This is a genomic window from Alkalicoccobacillus plakortidis (assembly GCF_023703085.1).
In the GTDB taxonomy this organism is placed as follows: Bacteria; Bacillota; Bacilli; order Bacillales; family Bacillaceae_D; genus Alkalicoccobacillus; species Alkalicoccobacillus plakortidis.
Map to the genome: position 1 here is coordinate 1,054,120 of NZ_JAMQJY010000001.1, position 22,640 is coordinate 1,076,759.

28 protein-coding genes and 1 pseudogene are annotated in these 22,640 nt (G+C 37.7%); 8 read left to right on the top strand and 21 right to left on the bottom strand.

Features of this window, described 5'->3' with window-relative positions; all coding sequences use genetic code 11:
- Positions 1-9: 9 nt before the first annotated feature.
- From NDM98_RS05735 to NDM98_RS05755, 5 genes are read right to left on the bottom strand one after another with little or no spacing between them, the layout of a single operon-like run.
- Positions 10-999 carry a glycosyltransferase family protein gene (locus NDM98_RS05735; protein ID WP_251605223.1) on the bottom strand — a complete coding sequence of 330 codons (990 nt, stop codon included), beginning with the start codon at positions 997-999 and terminating at the stop codon, positions 10-12.
- Positions 996-1,940 (bottom strand): NAD-dependent epimerase/dehydratase family protein, encoded by a 945-nt coding sequence (locus NDM98_RS05740; protein WP_251608971.1) that lies wholly within the window; start codon positions 1,938-1,940, stop codon positions 996-998. Before NDM98_RS05740 ends, NDM98_RS05735 begins: the two co-directional genes overlap by 4 nt.
- 11 nt (positions 1,941-1,951) lie before the next feature.
- On the bottom strand, positions 1,952-2,572 hold the full coding sequence (locus tag NDM98_RS05745) for a Gfo/Idh/MocA family protein (RefSeq protein ID WP_251605224.1): 621 nt from the start codon (positions 2,570-2,572) through the stop codon (positions 1,952-1,954).
- Positions 2,511-2,999: a Gfo/Idh/MocA family protein gene (locus NDM98_RS05750; protein ID WP_251605225.1), complete on the bottom strand. Its 489-nt coding sequence runs from the start codon at positions 2,997-2,999 to the stop codon at positions 2,511-2,513. Before NDM98_RS05750 ends, NDM98_RS05745 begins: the two co-directional genes overlap by 62 nt.
- A complete protein-coding gene (locus NDM98_RS05755) occupies positions 2,999-4,108 on the bottom strand; it encodes a DegT/DnrJ/EryC1/StrS family aminotransferase (RefSeq protein WP_251605226.1) in 1,110 nt (369 codons plus the stop codon). Before NDM98_RS05755 ends, NDM98_RS05750 begins: the two co-directional genes overlap by 1 nt.
- A gap of 522 nt (positions 4,109-4,630) precedes the next feature.
- Between NDM98_RS05755 and NDM98_RS05760 the strand changes: the two genes are divergently transcribed.
- The 3 genes from NDM98_RS05760 to NDM98_RS05770 all read left to right on the top strand — a co-directional run bounded on the left by NDM98_RS05760 (position 4,631) and on the right by NDM98_RS05770 (position 7,106).
- The gene (locus NDM98_RS05760; protein ID WP_251605227.1) at positions 4,631-5,323 is read left to right on the top strand and encodes a BMQ_0737 family morphogenetic spore coat protein; all 693 of its coding nucleotides are present in this window, start codon (positions 4,631-4,633) and stop codon (positions 5,321-5,323) included.
- 101 nt (positions 5,324-5,424) lie between these two features.
- Complete coding sequence (locus NDM98_RS05765) at positions 5,425-6,132, top strand: hypothetical protein (protein WP_251605228.1); 708 nt, start codon at positions 5,425-5,427, stop codon at positions 6,130-6,132.
- Positions 6,133-6,140: 8 nt separating this feature from the next.
- Positions 6,141-7,106, top strand: a complete 966-nt coding sequence (locus NDM98_RS05770) for a CgeB family protein (RefSeq protein WP_251605229.1) — start codon at positions 6,141-6,143, stop codon at positions 7,104-7,106.
- Between the two features lie 18 nt (positions 7,107-7,124).
- Here NDM98_RS05770 and NDM98_RS05775 read toward each other — a convergent pair whose 3' ends face one another.
- Genes NDM98_RS05775 through NDM98_RS05785 form a run of 3 tightly spaced genes read right to left on the bottom strand, consistent with a single transcriptional unit; the run spans position 7,125 to position 9,454 of the window.
- Complete coding sequence (locus NDM98_RS05775) at positions 7,125-8,255, bottom strand: glycosyltransferase (RefSeq protein WP_251605230.1); 1,131 nt, start codon at positions 8,253-8,255, stop codon at positions 7,125-7,127.
- The gene (rfbD, locus tag NDM98_RS05780; protein ID WP_251605231.1) at positions 8,252-9,076 is read right to left on the bottom strand and encodes a dTDP-4-dehydrorhamnose reductase; all 825 of its coding nucleotides are present in this window, start codon (positions 9,074-9,076) and stop codon (positions 8,252-8,254) included. Before rfbD ends, NDM98_RS05775 begins: the two co-directional genes overlap by 4 nt.
- A gap of 30 nt (positions 9,077-9,106) precedes the next feature.
- Positions 9,107-9,454: a DUF1360 domain-containing protein gene (locus NDM98_RS05785; protein WP_251605232.1), complete on the bottom strand. Its 348-nt coding sequence runs from the start codon at positions 9,452-9,454 to the stop codon at positions 9,107-9,109.
- Positions 9,455-9,595: 141 nt separating this feature from the next.
- Between NDM98_RS05785 and NDM98_RS05790 the strand changes: the two genes are divergently transcribed.
- Entirely contained in the window at positions 9,596-10,072 is a 477-nt protein-coding gene (locus NDM98_RS05790) for a hypothetical protein (protein ID WP_251605233.1), read from the top strand.
- 64 nt (positions 10,073-10,136) lie between these two features.
- Here NDM98_RS05790 and fabI read toward each other — a convergent pair.
- The 5 genes and pseudogenes from fabI to NDM98_RS05815 all read right to left on the bottom strand — a co-directional run bounded on the left by fabI (position 10,137) and on the right by NDM98_RS05815 (position 13,730).
- Positions 10,137-10,917: pseudogene (fabI, locus tag NDM98_RS05795) on the bottom strand (enoyl-ACP reductase FabI).
- Positions 10,918-10,976: 59 nt separating this feature from the next.
- Positions 10,977-11,885, bottom strand: coding sequence for an RluA family pseudouridine synthase (locus tag NDM98_RS05800; protein WP_251605234.1), 909 nt, complete (start codon positions 11,883-11,885; stop codon positions 10,977-10,979).
- On the bottom strand, positions 11,878-12,678 hold the full coding sequence (locus tag NDM98_RS05805) for an NAD kinase (RefSeq protein ID WP_251608973.1): 801 nt from the start codon (positions 12,676-12,678) through the stop codon (positions 11,878-11,880). Before NDM98_RS05805 ends, NDM98_RS05800 begins: the two co-directional genes overlap by 8 nt.
- 17 nt (positions 12,679-12,695) lie before the next feature.
- Entirely contained in the window at positions 12,696-13,328 is a 633-nt protein-coding gene (gene yjbM / locus NDM98_RS05810) for a GTP diphosphokinase (protein ID WP_251605235.1), read from the bottom strand.
- Positions 13,329-13,346: 18 nt separating this feature from the next.
- On the bottom strand, positions 13,347-13,730 hold the full coding sequence (locus tag NDM98_RS05815; protein ID WP_251605237.1) for a UPF0738 family protein: 384 nt from the start codon (positions 13,728-13,730) through the stop codon (positions 13,347-13,349).
- 176 nt (positions 13,731-13,906) lie between these two features.
- Between NDM98_RS05815 and NDM98_RS05820 the strand changes: the two genes are divergently transcribed.
- Positions 13,907-14,509, top strand: coding sequence for a CYTH domain-containing protein (locus tag NDM98_RS05820; protein ID WP_251605238.1), 603 nt, complete (start codon positions 13,907-13,909; stop codon positions 14,507-14,509).
- A gap of 17 nt (positions 14,510-14,526) precedes the next feature.
- Here NDM98_RS05820 and NDM98_RS05825 read toward each other — a convergent pair whose 3' ends face one another.
- Positions 14,527-15,213, bottom strand: coding sequence for a lytic transglycosylase domain-containing protein (locus NDM98_RS05825; protein WP_251605240.1), 687 nt, complete (start codon positions 15,211-15,213; stop codon positions 14,527-14,529).
- A gap of 196 nt (positions 15,214-15,409) precedes the next feature.
- Here NDM98_RS05825 and NDM98_RS05830 point away from each other — a divergent pair, with 196 nt between their 5' ends.
- The 3 genes from NDM98_RS05830 to NDM98_RS05840 all read left to right on the top strand — a co-directional run bounded on the left by NDM98_RS05830 (position 15,410) and on the right by NDM98_RS05840 (position 16,978).
- A complete protein-coding gene (locus NDM98_RS05830) occupies positions 15,410-15,790 on the top strand; it encodes a globin domain-containing protein (RefSeq protein ID WP_251605242.1) in 381 nt (126 codons plus the stop codon).
- Positions 15,791-15,805: 15 nt separating this feature from the next.
- Positions 15,806-16,717, top strand: coding sequence for a ClpXP adapter SpxH family protein (locus tag NDM98_RS05835; RefSeq protein WP_285803885.1), 912 nt, complete (start codon positions 15,806-15,808; stop codon positions 16,715-16,717).
- Between the two features lie 81 nt (positions 16,718-16,798).
- Complete coding sequence (locus tag NDM98_RS05840) at positions 16,799-16,978, top strand: hypothetical protein (RefSeq protein WP_251605244.1); 180 nt, start codon at positions 16,799-16,801, stop codon at positions 16,976-16,978.
- Here the strand turns inward: NDM98_RS05840 and pepF are convergent.
- From pepF to NDM98_RS05875, 7 genes are all read right to left on the bottom strand, one after another.
- Positions 16,975-18,777, bottom strand: a complete 1,803-nt coding sequence (gene pepF / locus NDM98_RS05845) for an oligoendopeptidase F (protein ID WP_251605246.1) — start codon at positions 18,775-18,777, stop codon at positions 16,975-16,977. The genes NDM98_RS05840 and pepF overlap by 4 nt on opposite strands.
- Before the next feature lie 48 nt (positions 18,778-18,825).
- Positions 18,826-19,278, bottom strand: coding sequence for a hypothetical protein (locus NDM98_RS05850; protein ID WP_444546310.1), 453 nt, complete (start codon positions 19,276-19,278; stop codon positions 18,826-18,828).
- Positions 19,236-20,078: a competence protein CoiA gene (locus NDM98_RS05855; RefSeq protein ID WP_251605251.1), complete on the bottom strand. Its 843-nt coding sequence runs from the start codon at positions 20,076-20,078 to the stop codon at positions 19,236-19,238. The genes NDM98_RS05850 and NDM98_RS05855 overlap by 43 nt, the downstream gene beginning before the upstream one ends.
- A 62-nt stretch (positions 20,079-20,140) precedes the next feature.
- The gene (gene mecA / locus NDM98_RS05860; protein WP_251605253.1) at positions 20,141-20,794 is read right to left on the bottom strand and encodes an adaptor protein MecA; all 654 of its coding nucleotides are present in this window, start codon (positions 20,792-20,794) and stop codon (positions 20,141-20,143) included.
- 291 nt (positions 20,795-21,085) lie between these two features.
- Positions 21,086-21,481 carry a transcriptional regulator SpxA gene (gene spxA / locus NDM98_RS05865; protein ID WP_251605255.1) on the bottom strand — a complete coding sequence of 132 codons (396 nt, stop codon included), beginning with the start codon at positions 21,479-21,481 and terminating at the stop codon, positions 21,086-21,088.
- A 298-nt stretch (positions 21,482-21,779) separates the two neighbouring features.
- Positions 21,780-21,920, bottom strand: coding sequence for a hypothetical protein (locus NDM98_RS05870; RefSeq protein WP_251605257.1), 141 nt, complete (start codon positions 21,918-21,920; stop codon positions 21,780-21,782).
- Positions 21,921-21,934: 14 nt separating this feature from the next.
- Positions 21,935-22,447, bottom strand: a complete 513-nt coding sequence (locus tag NDM98_RS05875) for a GNAT family N-acetyltransferase (RefSeq protein WP_251605259.1) — start codon at positions 22,445-22,447, stop codon at positions 21,935-21,937.
- Positions 22,448-22,640 lie beyond the last annotated feature (193 nt).

The following is a 22,640-nucleotide window of genomic DNA, read 5'->3' on the forward strand; positions in this document are numbered from 1 at the left end:
TTCAAAATTTTATAATGATGGAAGCGATTGATAAATGTCTAGGATCTGTTTGCTGACCACTTTACTGTCATGGTATTTCTCAACATACTCTCTTCCCTGTTGACCAATCTCTCCCCATTTTTGAGGAGACTCAACAAGTAATTTTATTTTCTCGTAGATGGTATCAGGATTTGCATTCACAACTGGTGGAATCTCACTGAATTTTGATAAAAGGTCGTCTCGGACAAATGTGACAACTGGTTTTCCAAGTGACATGGACTCCACAGATAACAGTCCATACGAACCGCAAAGAATTTGATCTAAAATAATATCTGCTTCTTTGTATAACTCAACGGCTTTTTCATGATTCATATGTTCAATCCGTTTGTAACGGAAATGATGCGTTTCTTTTAATTTTTTTATCGCTCTTTCCACATGAACGGTCCCCTTAAAATATGGGTTTGTTGGTGCATGTACCAACAAAGGAATGTTCTTTGGTTTCGTTTCTACTTTTTGAATTTTTGATAAATCAATCGCAATTGGCACAACATGAACTCTTTTGTAATAATCCTTTACGTATTCATACACTTCATAATCCTGAACGATTGCGTCCTCAATTACTGAACTAATTTGTTTTAATCGATAGTCCATTATGACGTTTGCAGGAGAATCCCCCGTATAGGCAAAAGGATTACGTTCTTTAGCCATTTCATGAAAACGTACATCATTGCCCCAATGGTGCATGACTGCTTTTTTTCCGCTCCCTTTTAATCTCTGGAGGTCACTATAATCTTCCTTTAGTGATTGTGCATAATGAAAATGGAAGAGATCATGATGGTCGATTAACTCATCTGATTTATTTGCTATTTGATGCTTCTCCATGTATTGAAGATGATCTTCATAACCTAAATAAGATTGAAACGTATTGTAACTATTTACCTCGTGACCTAACTGTTTAAATTCGCCTGCCATAATTCCCATCTGACCAGCGATTTCGGTGATCCCTTGAAGAATCTTCATTCATGACCTCCTATCAACCAGTCATGTGTTTGTTTAATACCTTTTTCCATTGTGTATGCTGGTTTCCATTCTAATAATTGAGTTGTTTTTTTAATCTCAAGGCATCTTCTATCAATCGTATCAACGGTTCTTTTTGTGGCAAATTGCTGTTTTACATTTGTATCTCCAAACACTTTACCGATCTCAGTTGATAGGGCAAGAATACTTGTTTCAATGCCTGTTGCTACGTTAAACGTTTCGCCTATAGCTTCTTGTCGTTCTGCAGCTAATAAAATAACCTGTATTGCGTCTTCTATATAAGTGAAATCACGTGTTTGACTTCCATCTCCATAGATCGTCATGGGTAAACCAGCTAGTCTTGCCTCAAAGAACTTGGCAACTACACCACAATACGGATTCGTCGCAACCTGACCAGGTCCATATACATTTGAAAGTCTTAAAATGGTTACAGGAACTTGATGTAGAGAATAGAAAACTTGTGCATACTGCTCCGCGCCAAATTTGCTAGCTGCATAAGGCATGCGAATTTTAATCTTATCTAGTGGCGTAGGAAGCACATCCGCGTCACCATAAACAGAAGCCGTGGATGTGTACACAAATCGCGATACATTCTTTCCATTTTTTCGAATTTGTTCTAACAGCGTATAAGCTCCTCGTAAATTCACTTCAAAATCCTCTTTCATATCGGTTACAGATAAGACCAAATTTCGGCAGGCAATATGAAAAACAGTATCAATATCTGGCAAGATTTTTTCTAATAGTTGTTCATTTAATATACTATCTTCAATAAACGTAATCTTAGGTGAATCAGGTATTTCCGCTTGATTTCCAGTTGATAAATCATCAATGATTGTTATTTTTTTTGCTTTATGAAGCAAGGCACGAACCAATCTAGATCCAATAAAACCAGCTCCACCTGTAACGAGCACATGGTTATACATTTCACCCACGTTTAGTTCACTCCTTTCATGTCTATTGTTGAAAAGCTTACCAATGGAAGATGAACTTGCTCTTTTATTTTATGAGATTGATAAAGAGCAAAAATGGTTTCTAGTGCATGTTCTGCTTCTGCTGCTGTCACTGCTTGATTGGCGGTGCCATCGATATGCTTCATCACTTCTTGATACATAATTACTTGTTCATTTTTTTCGGTAATCCAGCTATTTATTTGATCGAGCTCTGGACCATTTTCTACAGTGAATTTTGTTACTTGATCAAAATTCTTCCCCTCAAAGATGATCGTTCCTTTTTCTGCAAAAAGTTTAATAGCATACCCATGATTTTCTGGCCATGTAACAGAATTTGCTTCGATTAATCCCGTTGCCCCGGATTTAAATCGAATGATACCACTAGCTACATCCTCTGTTTCTTTATGGTCATTCACCCATTGAAGTTGCCCAGAAACTGATTCAACCTCTCCCATAAACCAAACGAGCAGATCAATCATATGAATGCCTTGATTAATTAACATGCCACCATCTTGTTCCCACGTACCGCGCCACGGAGCCGCTTCATAGTAAGCCGCTTGGTCTTTGAATTGCCATAGATACCGTACCTGAGTAGATCGTGCCAATGGCTCCTGATTTAATCAGCTTGTTTAACTCAAACAGGATTTTTCTAAATCGAAGCTGATGACAAACAAATAGCTTTTGACCTTGCGTAGAAGCAATCGTGCGTAGATGTCTTGATTCATCGATTGAGAGTGCCAATGGTTTCTCAACCAATACATGTTTACCAGCTCGTAATGCCGCTTCAGCAATCATAAAATGGGTACCTGACGCTGTTGCAATTAATACAAGTTCACAATCTGTCTTGAGAAGTTGATGATAATCTATAAATGATTGTAATTCGTTATTAGTAGAGGATATTAGTGCTTCAGCTTGTTTCATTCGTTCAGTTGATAAATCACTAATCGCTGTGATCTCAACCTCAGGCAGTTTTGTTAACGCTGCAAGATGTTTTTCAGTGATTCTGCCGCATCCTATGATTCCTATTTTCATTAGCCATTCTCCGTTACAAGAAGCTTAATTGATTTTACAATCTCATTCTGTTCAGCATCAGTTAGATACGGATGCATTGGGATAGCTAATAACCGTTTTGATTTTTCTTCTGAAATAGGAAAGTCATTAGCTTGATGACCTAAATGCTTATACACCTCTTGCAAGTGCAGTGGCAGTGGATAATAAACACCATTTGCAATACCTGCCTGACTTAAGCCTTTTGATAAGTGCTCCCGATCATCCACTTCTATACAATAGAGATGAAAAATATGTTCTGTTCCTTCGATAGATTTTGGTACAGTGATTCCTTTAAGTGTTGAGAGCTGCTCCTGATAAAAACTCGCTGTTTTTTGACGTCTTTTGTTTAAGTCATCAATATGAGTGAGGCTAATTCGTAATAAAGCCGCTTGTATTTCGTCTAGTCGACTATTGTACCCAATCTCTTGGTGATAATATTTTTTTGTGCTCCCATGATGGCGAAGTACTCGAATTCGCTCCGCTACATGTTTGTGTTTCGTAACAACTAATCCCCCATCACCCATTGTTCCTAAATTTTTTGTAGGAAAAAAGGAGAAGCACCCTATATCCCCAATCGTGCCAACTTTTTTTCCATTTACTGATGATCCAAAGGCTTGGCATGCATCTTCAATGACATATAGATTGTGATCTTTTGCTATCGTCATAATTGGGTCCATGTTTGCAGGGTGACCAAACAAGTGAACCGGCATAATGGCCTTCGTCTGACTTGTTATTGCCTTCTTAATATGAGTAGGATCTATATTAAAGGTAACTGGTTCAATATCAACAAATACAGGTGTTGCTCCAACGCGAGAAATCGCTTCTGCTGTAGCAAAAAACGTAAATGGAGTTGTAATAACCTCATCACCATCTCCAATATTTAGTGCGTCAAGCGCAAGTACCAAAGCATCTGTCCCATTTCCAACTCCAATCGCAAACGGTGTTTCCAAATAAATTTTTACTTCTTCTTCAAATTGTTTTCCCTCAGAACCAAGAATGTATTGACCGCTATCATATACTCGACGAATGGCCTCCATAGCCTCATCTTTTATCATTTGAAATTGACGATCCAAATCAATAAGTGGGATCACACAATCACTCCTTATGCCTTGTTTTTCTTCTGTCTAGTTATATGAAATGAGACACACCGGAGGCACGGCTATACACTCATGACACGAAAAATCGGGTTACTTCACCCAAAAAAAAGCTCATATAAGAGAAAGTGTTCTCTCATATAAGCTCCTTTTGAAATTTCTTTTTAGCGTCGTCCACAGCATTTTACCGAATGTGGCTTGGGTTGAGGAGGTTTAGGTAAAGAGGCAAAAGGTCGCTGTTTTGCCTTTTGCTGCGCAGTTGGTTTTTCCGAATAAACAGGCTTTGCATACAATTGATTTGGATTTGAGTTAGAATTCATCATCACAAACACTCCCTTTCTTCTATAGGATATGTGGGAGGGTTAAAATGGTTAGTCAAAAAAATGATGCCCGTTTTAAAAAAACTTGGGACATTTTGCACCAATTCAGACTCTATTCATACAATACAGTAGTTTGAACACCCAACTCCGCTAAAAAAATCATGCGTGTATTTGGGTAAACTTTAGAGGAGGTAAGGTAATGAGCACAAAAAAACACAGCGTGGTTATAAATGTTCCCAAAGTTTATGATTGGGTGACTCGCCAAGTCGATCTTCAAACAATTAGTTTTAGAGAGCCAGAGCTTTCAAATTTATTTCCAGGTTTAATCGGTCCTTCGCGAGCAGGAGAAAGTTTAGATGCATGGCTGATAGGTCATCCAGGGTACTCAACGGTCGCTCGAGTATTAGAAGCATCCTTATATACTTCGGAGGTTTCGAACTCAATCGATCGCACAAGTGTTGAAGTCACTCTTCCAAACGGAGATGAGGTTGAACTTCAAAAAGTGAAAATTTTAGGAAGAGGATTGTTAGAAGTAGACATTCTTGATGTGAATGAGAATGTTGTTCTTACTTCAAATCCAATTGAATTTTCTACGATTCAAACTTTCTACTTATCAGCACCTGAGGAAACAACCATCAGTGCCTTCATTTCTTCTGGACAGTGGGATGCAGAAGTAGTATGTGATTCAGCTTTCTGTCAATTAGACATCGCCCTTACATTCTGCTTAGATGTTCATGTTTACGCAGATGTTCGTCTTGAAGTTGAAGCTTCATACGTGAAGCCTCGTCATGAGTTCCCGATCTCTGATATTATTTGCAGACATCAAAATCACTACCCAGCTCCAAAATCACCAGTTGTATTTCCTGGCAAAACAAAAAGCGAAGTCGAATAGGTAATAGGAGCTGTATTCACATGCAGCTCCTGTTTTTTTCTTCTTTTCTGGTTATTTTCTCATACATATAAACTACATACTGTTCTAGAGGAGGAAGCGCTGTGACCAATCGACCTAAAGATGAAGCTCCATTTAATCATGATATTCAATTGGAACAAAAGCTTCTACATTACCGATCTGAATTAAAAAAGTTCCAACGCATTATCCATTTACAAAAGAAGAAATTAACCAGCCAAGAAGAGGAAATACAATCATTTAAAAAATCGATGTCAAATCAGAGCTTGCCTCGATTTAATGAGCCCATATCGAACAATATCCAAGAAAATATGGTTGGTATTTATGCCTACTTTGCTTATTCAACTCTATTTCCATCCAGCTCATCTAAAGATTCAGAAGAACCTTGTTTAATTAATGGAAATTTTATTATTCGAAATGAAACGGGACTTCCTTTGCACGACCCTCTAGTTTGTCTTAGTTTTAACAAACCTGAATTGGCTAATCTCTCTGGAAAAATCAATCAAAACAAAAAACATTATGCATCTGAACATATCATGGCTGATGAGAATGTACTTTCGTGGAACTTTCTTGAAGATCATTCAATTAAAAAGGTTCGGGAAACAGGAGAATTTTGGTTACGTCCAAATAAAACGGAACTCGTTGACCAAGACGAATTAACGTTTAATCAATTTGAAATCTTGCTTCCTTATCATGGAAAGCCTTTCTCCGTCAGTATTAATGGGTATATATATGGAAAAGAAATACCTGAAGGTCGTCGCGCACTAAATGCCATTATTTGCAATATCACGTAGGTTCACCTATGAAAATATTATTTTTAAGCTCAGGCTATCGAGGCGTATACCCTTCAATCGAACAATCTATTCTTAATGCCTTTCAATCACATGCAATCTCAATATGCCAAAACAAATGTATTTTAGAGTTAGATGCTTATAAGTTAATCCAACTTTGTAAGAAAGAAAAACCGACCATAATCTTTACTTTATTAGGCTATCAGCTGCCTCAACATTTTCTTATGTGGGCAAAAAAACAGCAAATAAATAGTATCTGCTGGCTCACAGAGGATCCATATATGATTGACTTATCTTTACAGATTGCGCCTTATGTAAGTGGTCTAATTACAATTGAAAAAAATGCGTGGTCTCATTACTCTAAAAAAGGCTATAGAACGTTACATTTGCCATTAGGAGCAGATTACTCGATTTTTAAATCAACACACCCTCAAGCTGATAAAAAAAGCGATGTATGTCTAATTGGCTATCCTTATCCAGAGCGAGTTAAACTGGTCTCATTTTTAGCAAATGAACTGCCTATTCATATTACAGTAGCAGGCAATTGGTACCCTCATCAACTGCCTGCCAATGTAAAGATCGCTTCCTTATGGGTGTCCTCTGAAGAAGCTGTTCAATATTATGCAAGTACAAAGGTAGTACTCAATTCCTATCGCAGCCAAAACCAAGCGGAAAATAAAAACTCGTTAGGTTTACCAGGAGTTAGCCCTAATAACCGAGTATTCGAAGTGGCTGGTTGCAAGGTTTGTCAAATCAGCGAGGCAAGAGAGGATTGGCATCAGTGGTTTAATAAAGAAGATATTCCGTTATTCTCAACAAAGGAACAGGCTTTAGATCAAATTGAAGAGCTATTATCAAACAAACAACAACGTACGCTCTATGCTACGAATAGCTACAATACGGCCATCTCATCCCATTCCTATACACACCGGATAAATGAGCTTTTAACGTGGTTAAATCAAGAAAACCTGACCTGATATGAAGTCAGGTTCTTTTTAATGATCATTCCTACTCTTCGCCATTTCTATATGATAACGGTAGGCGTTTGTTTTCTTTTGATATATTTCATCTGTATGACTTACTAGGTGACTTACTTTGAAATACAAAGCTTTAAAATCTCCCGCTTCGACTACCCAACCTCCGTTCGTTTTTTGAACGATCTCTGATTGCGCACCAAGATCAAAACATAACACGGGAAAACCAAGATATAAGGATTCGTGAGTAGTGTACGAGAACGTCTCTGGACAAATAGAAGGGATAATCACAAAGTCAATTTTATCTTCAGTTAGCAACGTGTGTAGATGTTCTGATGATGAGTAAGAACCTCTTTGAACAAAATTTTTGACATTAAGTCTTTTAAGATCCCGCCCTGATTCACCGTAAAGATAAAAGAGGCATGGGAGTTTCGTTACAAAGGTCTGCGTTACCAAGGATTTAACCTCTTTTTCTCCTTTGTGATAAAAAATGTTACCTATAAAAGCAATACGTAAAGGTTGATGAATAGGTTGTTTAGGTTCTTCAATTTTAAGGTTTAATAAAAGCGGATGAGGCACGACCTCCATTTTTATAGTAGGAAAATATTCATGTATAATGGCTTTTGTTGATTCACTTGGTGAGATCACTCGTTTGGCCTCTGCTAATAGTTGCTGGGAAATGTTTCGCCACTTATTAATAGTCGGATCAACTACGTTAAGCATTTGTTTCATTTGACTATGCCGTGCTCCATTGCTTGCGCAACGATCACAAACAGCTTCTTGTTTTGGTCTACCACAATAGCGTCCCTTCTGATTCACAAAAAAGACATAGGGACAGATTGTATAAAAATCATGTAGCCATACAGTATAGGGACAATTTAGTTCTTTTAAAATATGCACAAGAGAAGGCAATTGAATGTTCCAGAAATGATGGATATGCACTTCTTTAATTCGATAGGTTCGAATACGCTCAATGAGAGAGTCATACGAAACGGTCTCAGAAGGTTGATTAGGTCTTTGAAACTGCAACCCACCTGTATCGACAAAGGCTTCGTATACATCTCCTGTATATTGTTTGGTCCAATTGTTAATAAACTGGCTAATGCCTCCTCCTCCCTGGTGATGGATGAGCAAGATGCTAGCTTGATTCATAGGAGTAACTCCTGCATGTATTCATCTAAGGCATCTCTCCATTCTCGTGGTCTATATCCCGTTATTCCTTTCCATTTTTCAGTCGATAAAATGGTATGAGCGGGTCTATTGGCACCAGTAGATAAATTCTTTGTTTCTACACTTAGTAGTTTGACCTGAGGCTTTGTATATGAAAGTATCTCTTGTGCCCATTCAAATCGACTACAATAGCCTGAATTTGTTAGATGATAGATACCTGGAGCATGATTCAGTAGGGTTAACGTCCATTTCACTAGATCTTTGATATATGTGGGACTACCTACTTGATCACATACGACTTTTATTTCTGTAGATTCGCTTGCTTTTCCGATAATTTTATCGACAAAATCTGCTTGCCCGCCAAATAACCAAGAAGTTCGGATGATATAAAGATTTGGAAAGTGACGAACACTTTCTTCAGCCATCCACTTACTTAGTGCATAGATATTATCTGGCTGAGGTGCATTTGTTTCAAGGTACGGGGTAATTGAATACGTAGAAAAGAGGTAGTCTGTACTAAAAATAACTAAACGTCTTGTCCCTGCTGCTTCCGCGATAAATTGTACGGCTAAACAATTAACCGAAAAAGCCTTCATAGGTTGACGTTCACATTCCTCTACATCCGTAAGTGCTGCACAATGAAGAATTAGATCCGGGTTGATCTTTTTTATCGTCGACATCACTTGCTCTCGATTCGTACAATCTAATTGGTTCTTGGAAAATGCAAACACATCCTCAGACTCTAAATGAGCCGCAAAAGCCTTAGCTAGCCTTCCATTTGCTCCAGTAATCAAGATTCTCATATTCTCCGCCCACCCTTTTCCTGCTTGACCCTAGTCGATGTACTTTCTGAAAAAAGCTTCTAAGATAGCTGCTGTACCAGCTAAAGCAAGAATATGAGCAATATAAATAGAAACACCAGGTAATAACATCCAACTAATGTATAAAAAAGAAGTCGTCCACACCCCCATACACCAATAACAACTTAAAAGCATACCAATCCACTTTCTAATTCCTGTTCCGGAAGGTTCGAGGTAAAACACGGCCTGACCGTCTGATATTTCCTCTTTTATCTCCAAAAAGGGCTTTCTTAGCCAACTTGTGATCTCATCATGAATCAAGAGTCTTGTTAAACGAAAGGATGCTAGAACAATCACAATCCATTCATATACCTCTAACAAAATCTCTCCTCCTTCCTTACTTCTCTATTCAAGTTGTATGACGTACCCTATTTGTCCTATACATTCTTCACCTAGACAAACACCCGTATTTAGCGTCTTGCATATAGTAGGGAAGAACCTTTGAGAGGAGATTACAATTTTATGAATCGATTTTTTGGTCGTAACCAACGTCAACAACCTTCAGTCTATTTGCTTCCCCCCGTTGTGGTAAATCAATATCTTCATCAGTGGGTTACTACAACAATCCCAGGCTATGGGAGAGTTATTGCCTATGTTGCAGATTTTAATCAGAACACAGGAATGGTTACGTTGCTCGTGTACCAACCGCCATTCTATAATCAACAATATGTGCAAGTTCACAATACAGATTTAGTTGGCATTAGTCCTTATTTTGGTCCAACTCCACCACGTCCAGGTCAAGGTGGCGGCGGTCATGGGGGCGGCGGTCAAGGTCCTTGGAACCCAGGTGGTGGTCAAGGCGGAGGCCAGGGTCCGTGGAATCCTGGTGGTGGTCAAGGCGGAGGCCAAGGCCCATGGAATCCTGGTGGCGGTCAAGGTGGTGGCCAGGGAGGCTTATGGCCCTGGATCTGGAATCAAATTGGTGGTCCAAGAGAATAATCAAAAAAAACAGCAAACCAGATGTTGGTTTGCTGCTTTTTTTGATGAAATTTATGTCTATTGATTACAATGAAATAATATTATATCCACCATCTACATGGAGAATTTCCCCGGTAATACCACGCGCTAAGTCACTTGCTAAGAACAAGGCTGTATCTCCCACTTCTTCTTGCGTAGTTGATTTACGTAATGGTGCTTTTTCTTCGATCTGTTTAAGAACGTCGTTAAAGCCACCAATTCCTTTAGCTGCTAACGTACGAATTGGACCAAGCAGAAATTGCATTTACACGAATACCATCTTTTCCTAGATCATTAGCTAGGTATTTTACACTTGCATCAAGTGTAGCCTTTGCTACTCCCATGACGTTATAATTTTTCACTACTTTTTCGCCGCCAAGGTACGTCAATGTGATAATACTTCCACCTTCAGTCATAAGAGGACGAGCTTCTTTAGCAACAGCCGTAAGGGAATACGCACTGATATTTTGTGCCAATAAGAACCCTTCACGCGTTGTATTTAGATATTCTCCTTCAAGCTCTTCTTTGTTAGCAAACGCAATACAATGAGCCAAACCATGTATCGTTCCTACTTCTTCTTTAATTTGCTTAAAGGTTGTAGCAATCTCCTCATCACTTGTAATATCACAAGGTAAAACAAGATGATCATCTCGATCAAGGCTATCGGCAAGTTGACGAACGTTTTTCTCTAAGCGCTCACCAGCGTATGTAAAAATAAGTCGTGCTCCTGCTTTAGCTAGTGATTGTGAAATTCCCCATGCAATACTTCTTTTATTGGCAACACCCATAACGACAAATGTGCGGTTCTCAAGCGATAATTGAAACATTTTATTTCCTCCTATTGGTTGATGCTAGTAGTTGGTCCTAATGATTGTACCATACTTTCTTAAACCTGTTTGAATTGAGCCACTAATTGCTGAAAATCATCCGGGGGACTTGCTTCAAAAACCATTTCTTTTTCTGTAAAAGGATGAACAAAAAACAACTTGCAGCTATGAAGTGCTTGGTGCGTTAATCCTAGTGATTCTCCACCATACAAGCTATCTCCTGCTAAAGGATGACCAATTGAAGCAAAATGCACCCGAATTTGATGTGTTCTTCCTGTTTCCAGTGCAACTCGAACATGGGTGATTTCAGGTGTAGTAAAAAGGGTTTGATAGTGCGTAACCGCTAGTTTTCCATCTGAAGTCACCATTCGTTCAATGATGCTGTTTGGATTACGGCCAATTGGTGCATCAATTGTGCCATCTGCCGGTTGAACGACACCCTGAACAAGCGCTTCATATCGTCTATTTAGCATACCTGCCTGTTGTTGCTTACTCATCTGATCATGTGCGTACCGATGTTTGGCAACGACCAGTAGACCTGATGTACCACGATCTAGTCTGTTAACCGGATGAAAAGTTGCCTGAATCTGTTTTGACTGATAATAAGCAAGCACCGCATTTGCCAATGTGCCTCTTGGATGTTCACGAGACGGAATCGTTGCGATTCCCGCCTCTTTATTAATAACCAGGAAATGCTCATCCTCAAATACAATGTCAAAAAGTCGTGACTCTGGAATTAATCCAATTGACGGTGATTCAGGGGGCAGTTGCATGATGACAGTATCACTTTCAGCTAAAGTCTCTCTGACCGTTTTTTCTTGTCCATTCACTTTTAATGATCCACCATGATATTTAATGGAGGCGAGCATTTTTTTGGAGATCTGTTTCCTGACTCTTAAAAAAGCCCTAAGACTGCTATTAGCTGAAGCTGCATCAACTTTCCAAGTAAAGGTTGGTTGATTATTCACCAACAAACGACTCCTTCACTCTTTTCCAAAATGGAAACGGACGAAAACGTGCAAAACGAATTTTTTCTTCTGCTACTCTGCACTGAATCGAGCTTATATCCTCATGATTAATGGTGTAATGATCGATTGTTACTTGCACATCAGCATTATTTAAAAGTTTTAATAAACAGGTGTGATGCTGTGGTAATACGAGTGGAGAGCCTACTGTCCGATACACCCTATTATTAATTGAAGCCATTTCTGCAATTTGTAATGATGCAAGTGATGGATGAAGAATTGCTCCTCCAAGTGCCTTATTATAAGCCGTGCTTCCAGAAGGAGTAGATATACACAATCCATCCCCTCTAAACGTTTCAAATGTTTCACCTTTAATCTCTACATTACAGACGAGTGAAGAGCCTTCTGAATTTTTAACCGTTGATTCATTAAGAGCTAGATATCGTTTAGGTGTTGTTTCATCGCCATAACGAACTACTACCTCAAGAAGTGGATATTCCACAATTTGAAAAGGTGTTTTCGCAATATGAATAATTAAATTCTCAACTTCATCCGGAATCCAATCGGCATAAAAGCCTAAATGACCAGTGTGAATTCCGACAAATGCGGTTTCTTCCAAACGATGGCTATAATCATGAAATGCTTGTAAAAGGGTTCCATCCCCTCCAACAGAAATCACAATTTCAGGCTCTTGTTTATCTTGGTTTAAACCAAATTCATTTAGGGATTGAATGATCCGTTCAACCAACGCATCTGAAATATCATCACCACGGGATGCTACTGCATACTTCAAAATATCACCTCACTTTTTTATTACTGGACATCCTGCGAATGATGTTTTGCCAGGAGTAACCGTTGTGCTTCTCTTACCTCATCTCGAATAATAGACATCTCTTCATCTAGTTTAAATGCAGCTTCTGACGCTCTCATTAACCTCATACTAATGTCTTCAGGAATCTCACCACTGTACTTATACCGTAAAGAGTGTTCAATCGTTGCCCAGAAATTCATTGATAATGTACGAACCTGGAGTTCAACTTGAATCTTCTTTTCCCCATGAATTGTTTGAACAGGATAAAAAATAATTAAATGATATGAACGATAACCGCTTGGCTTTTGCTCAAGAATATAATCTCGTTCTTCTAGAATCTCGAAATCAGTTCGTTTTCTAATCAATTCTATGACCGTTTCAATATCCTCAACAAACTGTGTTACAATGCGAACACCTGCCAAGTCCTGAATTTCTTGCTCTAAATGTTCAAATGAAATTTGTTTACGTGCGGCCTTATTTAAGATACTCGAAACTGGTTTTACTCGTCCAGTAACAAATTCAATTGGTGTATGATTAGAACTTTTTTGATATTGTTCTCTAATGCCCTTTAATTTCACTTTCAGTTCTTCTACTGCCTGTTTATATGGTGACAGGAGTTCATCCCAACTATTCATTTCATCACCACCAATGTATTAGTTCTTTTTAAAAGCTAGAGAAACAGCCTGTTCAAATTCAGCTCCATAATTCCCGTTACCTTCAATATTCTCAAGTAAAAAGTCAAATTCCTCATGAAATTGAGTCAGCTCTATCTTTACGTTCTCTTGAAGTTCTAACACAATTGGCTTTTTTGCTTCATATGCACGGCGAACGTCTAACCATAACTCTTGATGGAAAATGATATGATGAAATCCTGTATCATCCTCAAGTATGTAAACAAATGCAAACCCATCTGAATCAACTAATAACCGATTTCCTGGAATGACTTCTTTTGCAAATTCAATTGGTAATCTCTCATGTCCCTTGGCGAGCCAATCTGCTCCTGTATCCTGCATCTCAATTATGTGTACTTTGTGCATCTTATGTTCCCCTCATTCCATTCAAAAATCCAACTTGATACCGCTATAAGTTTATCATATTTTTGTTCATCAAAGAATCGATACCTAGCGAATCCTACTGTTGTTGAGCAAAAAATGTCACTATGTCATAATAAAACAAATGAAAGAATTATTGAAGTATTAGGAGGACGTTTTTTATGGCTCAGGAATTTGAATATGAAGCTAAAACATTACTTTCATCATCAGACTTTTCGAAGCTGTTACATTTTCTACATATGCATAACGAAGTGGCTGTAACCCAACATAATCATTATTTTGAAACACCAGACTTTTTATTGCGTTCCGCGGGATCAGCTTTGAGAATCCGAGAAAAAAATGGAGCGTCTGTCTTAACATTAAAACGGCCAACAAAAGATGGTGGGTTATTAGAAACACACCAATCTCTTTCAGAAAAAGAAAAAGAACTCGCATTAAGCAAAGATTCATTACCGTCTGGAGAAATTTTAAACCAATTACAAACAATCAATGTTGTGATGTCACATGTAGAGCATCTAGGCACACTAACAACTGAAAGAATAGAAATTCCTTATTTAAACGGCTCCATCTGCTTAGATAAGAGCAGTTATTTAGGTGAGATTGATTATGAGGTAGAGTATGAAGGAACATCTATAGAACATGCGAATTGTACTTTAGCTAAACTTTTAGAAGAAGCAAACATCCCACAAGTAGAAACACCAAACAAGGTCGCACGCTTTTTCATAAAAAAAACAGCTAATGCAAACAAAGAAAAACCATCCTGAGTGGATGGTTTTTTTGTTCAAGCATTTCGATACGTATTCATTACTTTTGGCACATAGGCCATGGTTTCTTTAAACGGTGGAATACCATTATATTTATCAACATTACCTGGACCCGCGTTATAAGCGGCTAAAGCTTTTTCAATATCTCCATTGTATTTAGTGAGCATACTTTTAAGGTACTTTGCGCCACCATTTATATTTTGCTCAGGATTAAAAACGTTTTGAACTCCAAGACCTCTAGCAGTAGCTGGCATCAGTTGCATGAGTCCAGATGCTCCAGCATGGCTCTTCGCATTAGGATTAAAGTTTGATTCGTTTTTTATCACAGCGTAAATCAATTTCGGATCAATAGAAAAGCGTGTAGCTGCCGCATGAATGATATCATCAAATGCAGACTTACTACCATGTTTTCCCTCTGTCTGTTTTGGTGCCACTACGTTTGAATCTGCTATCTGTGTATTCGAAGCAGGCGGAACGATCTGTTGCAGCATTTCAAATTTTTCTCTTGCAGCCTGCGACAAAAATAAGTCGCTGAAGCTACTCGTTGATGGTTGAATAACATGTTGATCTGCTAATTGGTTAGAGAGTATATTTGAAAAAGATTGACTGGAATCGTCTTGAGTGCTGTTCAGTTGGTTGCCCCAGGTAAGCTGTGTTTGGTTTCTCATACTATACAATTGATTCTTTAGTAATGTATAATCCACTTGTTTGACCTCTTCTCATTAGATCTATTCATTTCACTATACCAAAGTCCTATTTTAGGAACAATTACTTTTTTCGGACTCATATGTAATCAGAATTGAAAATTCCATTATTTTCTTGAAGCGTACAGATTATTTGATGTTCTGTATTAAGGTTGCTACAATATATAAAAGGTTGACAAAAGGAGTTGCAAAAGCGATGCCAGAACCTTCTATGACGCCCTATGAAGCATTGGGTGGTGAAGAGGTGCTTTCCAAATTAGTGGACACCTTTTATTCTCATGTAGCGAACCATACTCTATTATCGGATTTATTCCCTAATGATTTAACAGAAACAGCCTATAAACAAAAACATTTTCTGACTCAATTTTTAGGAGGACCTTCTCTTTATACAGAAGAATTCGGTCACCCGATGTTAAGAGCCAGACATCTACCATTCCCAATTACAACAGAGCATGCTGAAGCATGGTTGAGCTGTATGCAAAAAGCGCTAGAAGAAGTACAAGTTGATCAAACAGTGCGCGATTATATGATGGAGCGATTAACATTAACAGCACATCATATGGTAAATGCGCCTTAGAAAGGAGAATGACCATTGAATCCTCAGGAAACTTTAGCAGCATGTGATGATAAACATGGCGTTTGTGGTCTTATCCCAGGTGTAACGTATCCTACAAAACAACAAAAACCGATTGAAATTTATACATTTATCGATCCACTTTGTTCAGAATGTTGGGCAATTGAACCAACTCTAAAAAAATTATATCTTGAATATGGAGCTTATTTTCGTATTCGAGTTATACTTGCCGGAAAATTAAAGATTTGGAATGCCTGTCCATCGTTGGTCAAAACAAAAAAAAGCAAGGGCTATAAAGAAGATCCAAATGGTGCAAAAGGAATGTCCTGTGAAGGTGTGGTAGAGTTTGACGCCGATGAATTGGAGCCTTATCGTGCTTCACTTGCTATAAAAGCAGCAGAACTTCAGGGTCCACAAGCAGGAACAAGATTTCTACGTAAATTAAGAGAATATCTGTTTCTTGAAAAACTAAATATAACCGATGAAAAAGTATTGTTGAATTGTGCAAAAGACGCAGGACTTGATGTAGAGTCTTTTGAATTCGATTTACATTCCCCATCATCTGCTAAAGCCTTACAGTGTGATGCAAAAACAACAAAAGAAATGGACGTTGAAACCGTTCCTACGTTTGTTTTCTTTAATGACAACGTTGAAGAAGAAGGCATGAAAGTATCTGGCCAATATCCATATCATGTATACGTGCAGATTCTAGAGAGCATGCTTGGATTCAAACCTGAACGAGCTGAGTCAGTTGACCTTGAAGGGTTCCTCAAGCAACATTCGTTTGTTGCCACCGTTGAGTGTGCCGCAGTCTTAGATATTAGCGAGGAAGAAGCGATAAAACGTCTGAAAATATTAAGATTGCAGCAGAAGGTTGAAGCCGTTCCATATAAATACGGTACTTTCTGGCGCTACATTAAAAATGAATAGCATGGACATCTCAATATCTTCATAGACTAAAAACAGGACACCGGCGTCGGCGTCCTGTTTTTTCTATAAGGAGTTGATTGAATGAAACTACTAACCTGGATCGGCAAAATCAGCTTAATTTTGGTTGCGTTTATGTTTTATTTATTTGGGCTGATGAAGATGTTTCCTGTAATGATAGGAGCATTTTTGCTTTTTGGCTCGATCCTCTTTGCCTTTCGCCCTGCCCTAAAAACAAATCGATTTAAAGGATTCAGATCTTAATCTTCAAGTAGCTCCTCAATTTGATCAAGAGTTTTCTCAAATAGCTGCATAGCTTGTTTGATTGGCTCAGAAGTAGTCATATCCACTCCGGCTTTTTTCAGCATTTCAATTGGATAGTCAGAGCTTCCCGTTTTAAGAAAATCAATAAATCGCTCAACTGCAGGTTGACCTTCTTCTAGAACTTGCTTTGAAAGTGCAGCAGCAGCACTGTAGCCTGTAGCATATTGAAACACATAAAAGTTGTAATAAAAATGCGGAATTCTAGCCCACTCAAACCCAATCTCTTCATCAACAACCATATCTTTACCATAATACTTAACATTTAAATCATAGTACATGGATGTTAATTCATCTGCCGTTAATGCTCCTCCTGCCTCAACTTTTTCGTGAATCATTTGTTCAAACTCAGCAAACATTGTCTGGCGGAAAACTGTACCTCTAAATCCTTCTAAGAAATAATTCAGGATATATAGCTTCTTCTCTTTATCATCCAGGTTCTTGATGAAGTAGTGGTGAAGTAAGGCTTCATTTAATGTTGAAGCAACCTCTGCCACAAAAATAGTATAATCACCATACACATACGGCTGATTATTTCTTGTATAATCGCTGTGCATACTATGTCCAAATTCATGCGCAAGTGTAAATAAATTATCTACATCATCCTGCCAATTCATCAGAATAAACGGTTTTGTTCCATATGCACCTGAAGAATATGCACCACTTCGTTTTCCTTTATTCTCATGAATATCAACCCATCTATTCTCGAATCCTTCAGTAAGCCTTTTAACGTATTCATCCCCTAAAGGTTTAACAGCCTCAATCACCTTCTGCTTCGCTTCTTCATACGTCACAGTAAATTCAACATCTTTAATAATTGGGGTATACAAATCATACATATGTAATTCATCCACACCCAAACATTTTTTTCGTAAATTTACGTAGCGATGTAATAACGGTAGATGTTCTTCAACTGTTTCAACTAATGAATCATATACACCTACTGGAATATGTGTCTCAGATAATGCTGCTTCTCTAGCATTTGCATATTTTCTGGACTGAGCATTAAATATATCACCCTTAACCTGTCCACTTAGTGTAGCTGCGAATGTATTCTTATACTTCTCATAAGTGCTGTATACAGCTTCGAATGCCGCTTTTCGAATCTCTCGATTTTCACTTTGCAATAACGGGACAAAACGGCCATGTGTAATCTGTACGTCTTCTCCCTTTTCATTCTTAATGGTAGGGAATGTTAAATCAGCATTATTTAATGCACCAAAAGCCTGACTGGACGCAAGAAGAGCTTCTTTCGCTCTAGCCAAAAGCTCTTCCTCTTTTTCAGAAAGAATATGTTCGCGCTGCTTTTTTAATTGATCAAACATGTGAGAAAAATCTTGAAGCTGTTTATGCTCAGCTACATAGCGACTTAATTGTTCTGGGTCCATTGCCAACAATTCTGGTGTAATGTATGAGGCTTTTTGCTCTAGTAAAGAAATAAGACCATACGCTTGATCATGAAGCGCCGCATAATAAGAATTTCCAGTGTCTTGATCATGTCTCATATGAGCATATGTAAACAGTTTCCCTAGTTTCTCTTCCAGTTCTAAATGTTTACTTAATGCTTGTAGAAGTGTGTCAGCTGACTCGCTAAGCTTGCCACGAAAAACCTCAACCTCTGTAACTTGTTCTTTAAACTCACGTGCTGCTTGTTCCCATTGTTTATCATTTAAGAAAATAGATTCTAGATCCCACGTATCATGAGTAGGGATTTCATGTCTTTCTAATACATTATTTGACAATGATTACACCTCCAATAAACTAGCCCAACATTTTAGAGCCTATATCTATTATCTCTGAATATGAAGGATATTGGGAGTATTTTGTCTTAAATTTGAAAGATTCTGATCCATTTGGTTTGCCTGATCAACTGATTTCGGCAACGAGACTGGTTTTATATAAAGATAATCTGTATGATTAAGCTTTTTAATCATTCCAAATGCCAAAAGCAATTGACAATATTCAAATACCATCTGGCTGATTAACTCATTAAGATCTAAGACTTGATGATTACGAAAAATAATCGTGCCATTCATCACAAATGTAGTTATATTGGATTCTAATACATGCTGTTCAATCATTTGGTTGAGAGGTAATAGGTGAAAGGTTTTGATAAGGAGGATCGTTTGCCATATATGAGGAGCCGTTTTGATTTGATGTTGTATGCTCAAAAACCAACCAGCTTCGGCGGGGAACTGACCTAGTGGAATCTTTTTTTGATATAACCATTTCGAAAATCTGATTTGACTTTTGGAAGGGTAGGATTTGAAGCCCTGATATCTCCAGCTTTTTTAATATTGAGCCATGATTTATATTGATAAGGAGCGATATCTCGAGGATAAAGAAGGTCTTCAATTGATAGAGTATTTTGGCGTTTGTAAGATAGTCTAGCTAATGCCCCATTTGTTGAATAAGATTGTAGTTCAAACAAGAATGCCCATAACTGCGTCTCACTGCAATAGTAGGTTACGTACATCTGCTCTAGCCTGTTGAGTCTAGACGTATTCCATTCAAATCCTAACAAGTGATACTGTTCCGCTTGTTTTCGACGCAGCCGATTGCCACCAAGAATCCAAATAGGAGTAATCCCCATACGACGATAACCCATGGTTCGTTCAAAAAATAACTCTTCGGAAAGAGGTGAACACTGATATTCAATAGCATATAGCTTTCCTTCAACCTTACATAATACATCTGGACGTTGCTGAATAAGTGGAAGATACATTTCTAGAGAAGCTTTTATCCCTTGATTGATTAACCAATGATAGATATCAAGCTTTCCTTTGAGGTGATATGGGGATTCGGGTTCGAGCGAGATGCGGCAGGTATGTTTCGTATGGTGAGCAAAATGCCATTGTCTTTTTGATCCTAACTTTAATGTTACGGCTGCACTGCATACAGGACATTTAAACTGTTGCTTTTTTCGTAAATCCATCAATTCACTTTCAAACCATTTGTCAGCCATCGAGATTCTTGTCCCATCTTGCAGGACTGCAGTTAGCATAGACTCACCTCCATAATAACCTATTTCGACAAGAACCATCAAAGACCTCTTTCTTTTCAAAAAAAAACAGCACCAGATAAAATCCGGTGCCATCATTCTTATTATCTCATTGAAAATTGACTACGTAATGCTGCGAGTGCTGCCGCTTCAAGAATGCATTTCCCGTATTCCTGAACACGATGAATGGTAATATCTGATTCAAATCCATACTCTAAAATATGACTTAACATATTGTCTTGCTCATCTTCTGAATACTGTTCATCATCAAACAAGATGTGCAAATAATACTGACCTTCAAAATGGAACAGTCGATTATCCAAATCAGTGTTCGCAAAACTATGGCTTAAATCAATAATGTCTTCAAAATCGCGGAATCCAATCATAAGTTCTAATGGCTCAGTCACACTGTCATCTTGTTCAAGCACTTCTGAATCATTATCAGTAGCCTGCGTCCCCTCATCAAGAGCATGCTTATCCTGCCAGTCAGGTACTTCGATTTTCATATTTCCATCTGTTACTTGTCCTCTAGTGACAAGGATCTCAAGTCCTCGATCCATCGCATGAACTTGTATCCATAATGGGCCATCCAATTCAAAGTCATCACGATTATTTGCTTCATTCATCATTTCAAAGAAGAGCTCTTCTCCACGCTCACGATTATACCAAATTTCGTCTCGTTCAAAACCTCTTGATTCTATATCTTTATACGTAATAAAAAATTTAATGGTCGTGTCATTGACGCGTTCGATATCCATAATCGCTCTCCTCCGATCATTTGCTCTAAGCAGGTCAACTGCTTGAATGCATATAGTTACACTTTACCCCATGAACTGAAACGTTAACCATTGTAGACAGTTTAAAGTGCTTACTTTTATTTTATGATAAATCGATTTAAAAAGGAATTATAAAAACAGATTTTTCGAAAAACAATCTGTGTTAAATGAATTCCTAATGTAGTACCCTATTTTCCTTGAAAGGCAACCTACTGTCAAGTACCTCGCTTTATAAAATAAAACCCCCTACATAAATATGTAGAAGGTTTATAATTAGTTAACAAGTCGCTGTGCTTCCTGCAATTGAAATGTACGAACTTTTCTAGGTAAAAAGCGACGAATTTCAGCTTCATTATATCCAACCTGAAGACGCTTTTCATCAAAAATAATTGGTCGACGTAAAAGACCTGGGTTTTCGCTAATAATCGTAAAAAGAGTTTGTAAAGACAAGTTCTCAACCTCTACATTTAGCTCTTGAAAAACTTTGGAACGAGTTGAAATGATCTCATCTGTTCCATCCTCTGTCATACGAATTACTTCTTTAACCTCGTCTACAGAAAGCGGTGCTGAAAAAATATTACGTTCCTCAAACGGAATCTCATGCTCTTCCAACCATGCTTTTGCTTTACGACAAGATGTACAGCTTGGTGAAGTTAACAATGTGACCATCTTACCAACCTCTCCCTTCAAGGAATCAATCATCCAACTAAAAATGAGAACATTTGTTTTATACATCATTTATTATACAGAAAATGTGACTAAAAGTATATAGTCGGCTACAAAAAAGTTATACAAAACTTCAACGATTACTGTATGACCTCTTTTGTATGTAACTATTGATGTATATTCCCCAGAAATTAAATTCTTAAACATAGTATACTAAAAATCTTTCTAAACAAAAATGTTTACTAAGTAATTTACAACTTGTTACTCAATTCAAAAAAAGTCTACCATAATTGGCAGACGATTAAGCAGTAAATTTATTATATGAATGAGGAGATGGGTTTTTAGTTGGACCTTTTTTCCAATTGTCTACATTTTTCTTCAGAAGATCCTTAAGCATTTCTCTCTTTTTCTTTTGTTGCTTAGCTTTATCTTTGTTTTTCAATTGGCACACCACCTTTAGCCGTTAGGCGCTTTTTCTATTTCTCCTACAGATTTTTTAAAGGTTACAGCTTGGTCAACATCATCATATGATTGTCCATATAAATCCTGATCCTTATATGTGTGAATATTCTCATAGGTATGTTTCATCTTTTCATAAATACTATGCTCTGACTCATCTGTTGGTGACCAGTACAAGATCTCAAGCTCATTAACCTTATTCGTTGCCAATGATTTTTTTCGATACCCTACAGATTGAGCATGAGTAAAACCTTCCCGAGCATAAAACCGATTACGCTTAACTGTGTCTGTCTCTTCATAATCAATAGGCTCAACCTCTAAAATAATTGGCTTTTCTTTAGCCTTAAGCTTTTCTAACAGCTGTTTACCTAAACCTTGTCCACGAGCCTTTTTAGAAACAAATAAATAATCAACAAATACAAAATCATCTGTCTCTACATACATTATAACATGATTTTCCCCTTCGTCTTTATGGTAAATCTCTGCTTTTTCCTTTAATAGTAGCTCCATGTGTTCTTTCGACTTCATCTCTTCAATTGGGAAGTACTTACTTAACTTTTCATACAGCTCATTTTTATAGCTCCTTATCGTTTCTCTTATTTACAATAGTTACGCATTAGTATATTCCTTTTTTAGATAAACTATAAACGTGAAACCACAGAAATAGGCTTGGGTATATTGGTTTAGCGGTTTGATTCAGTTA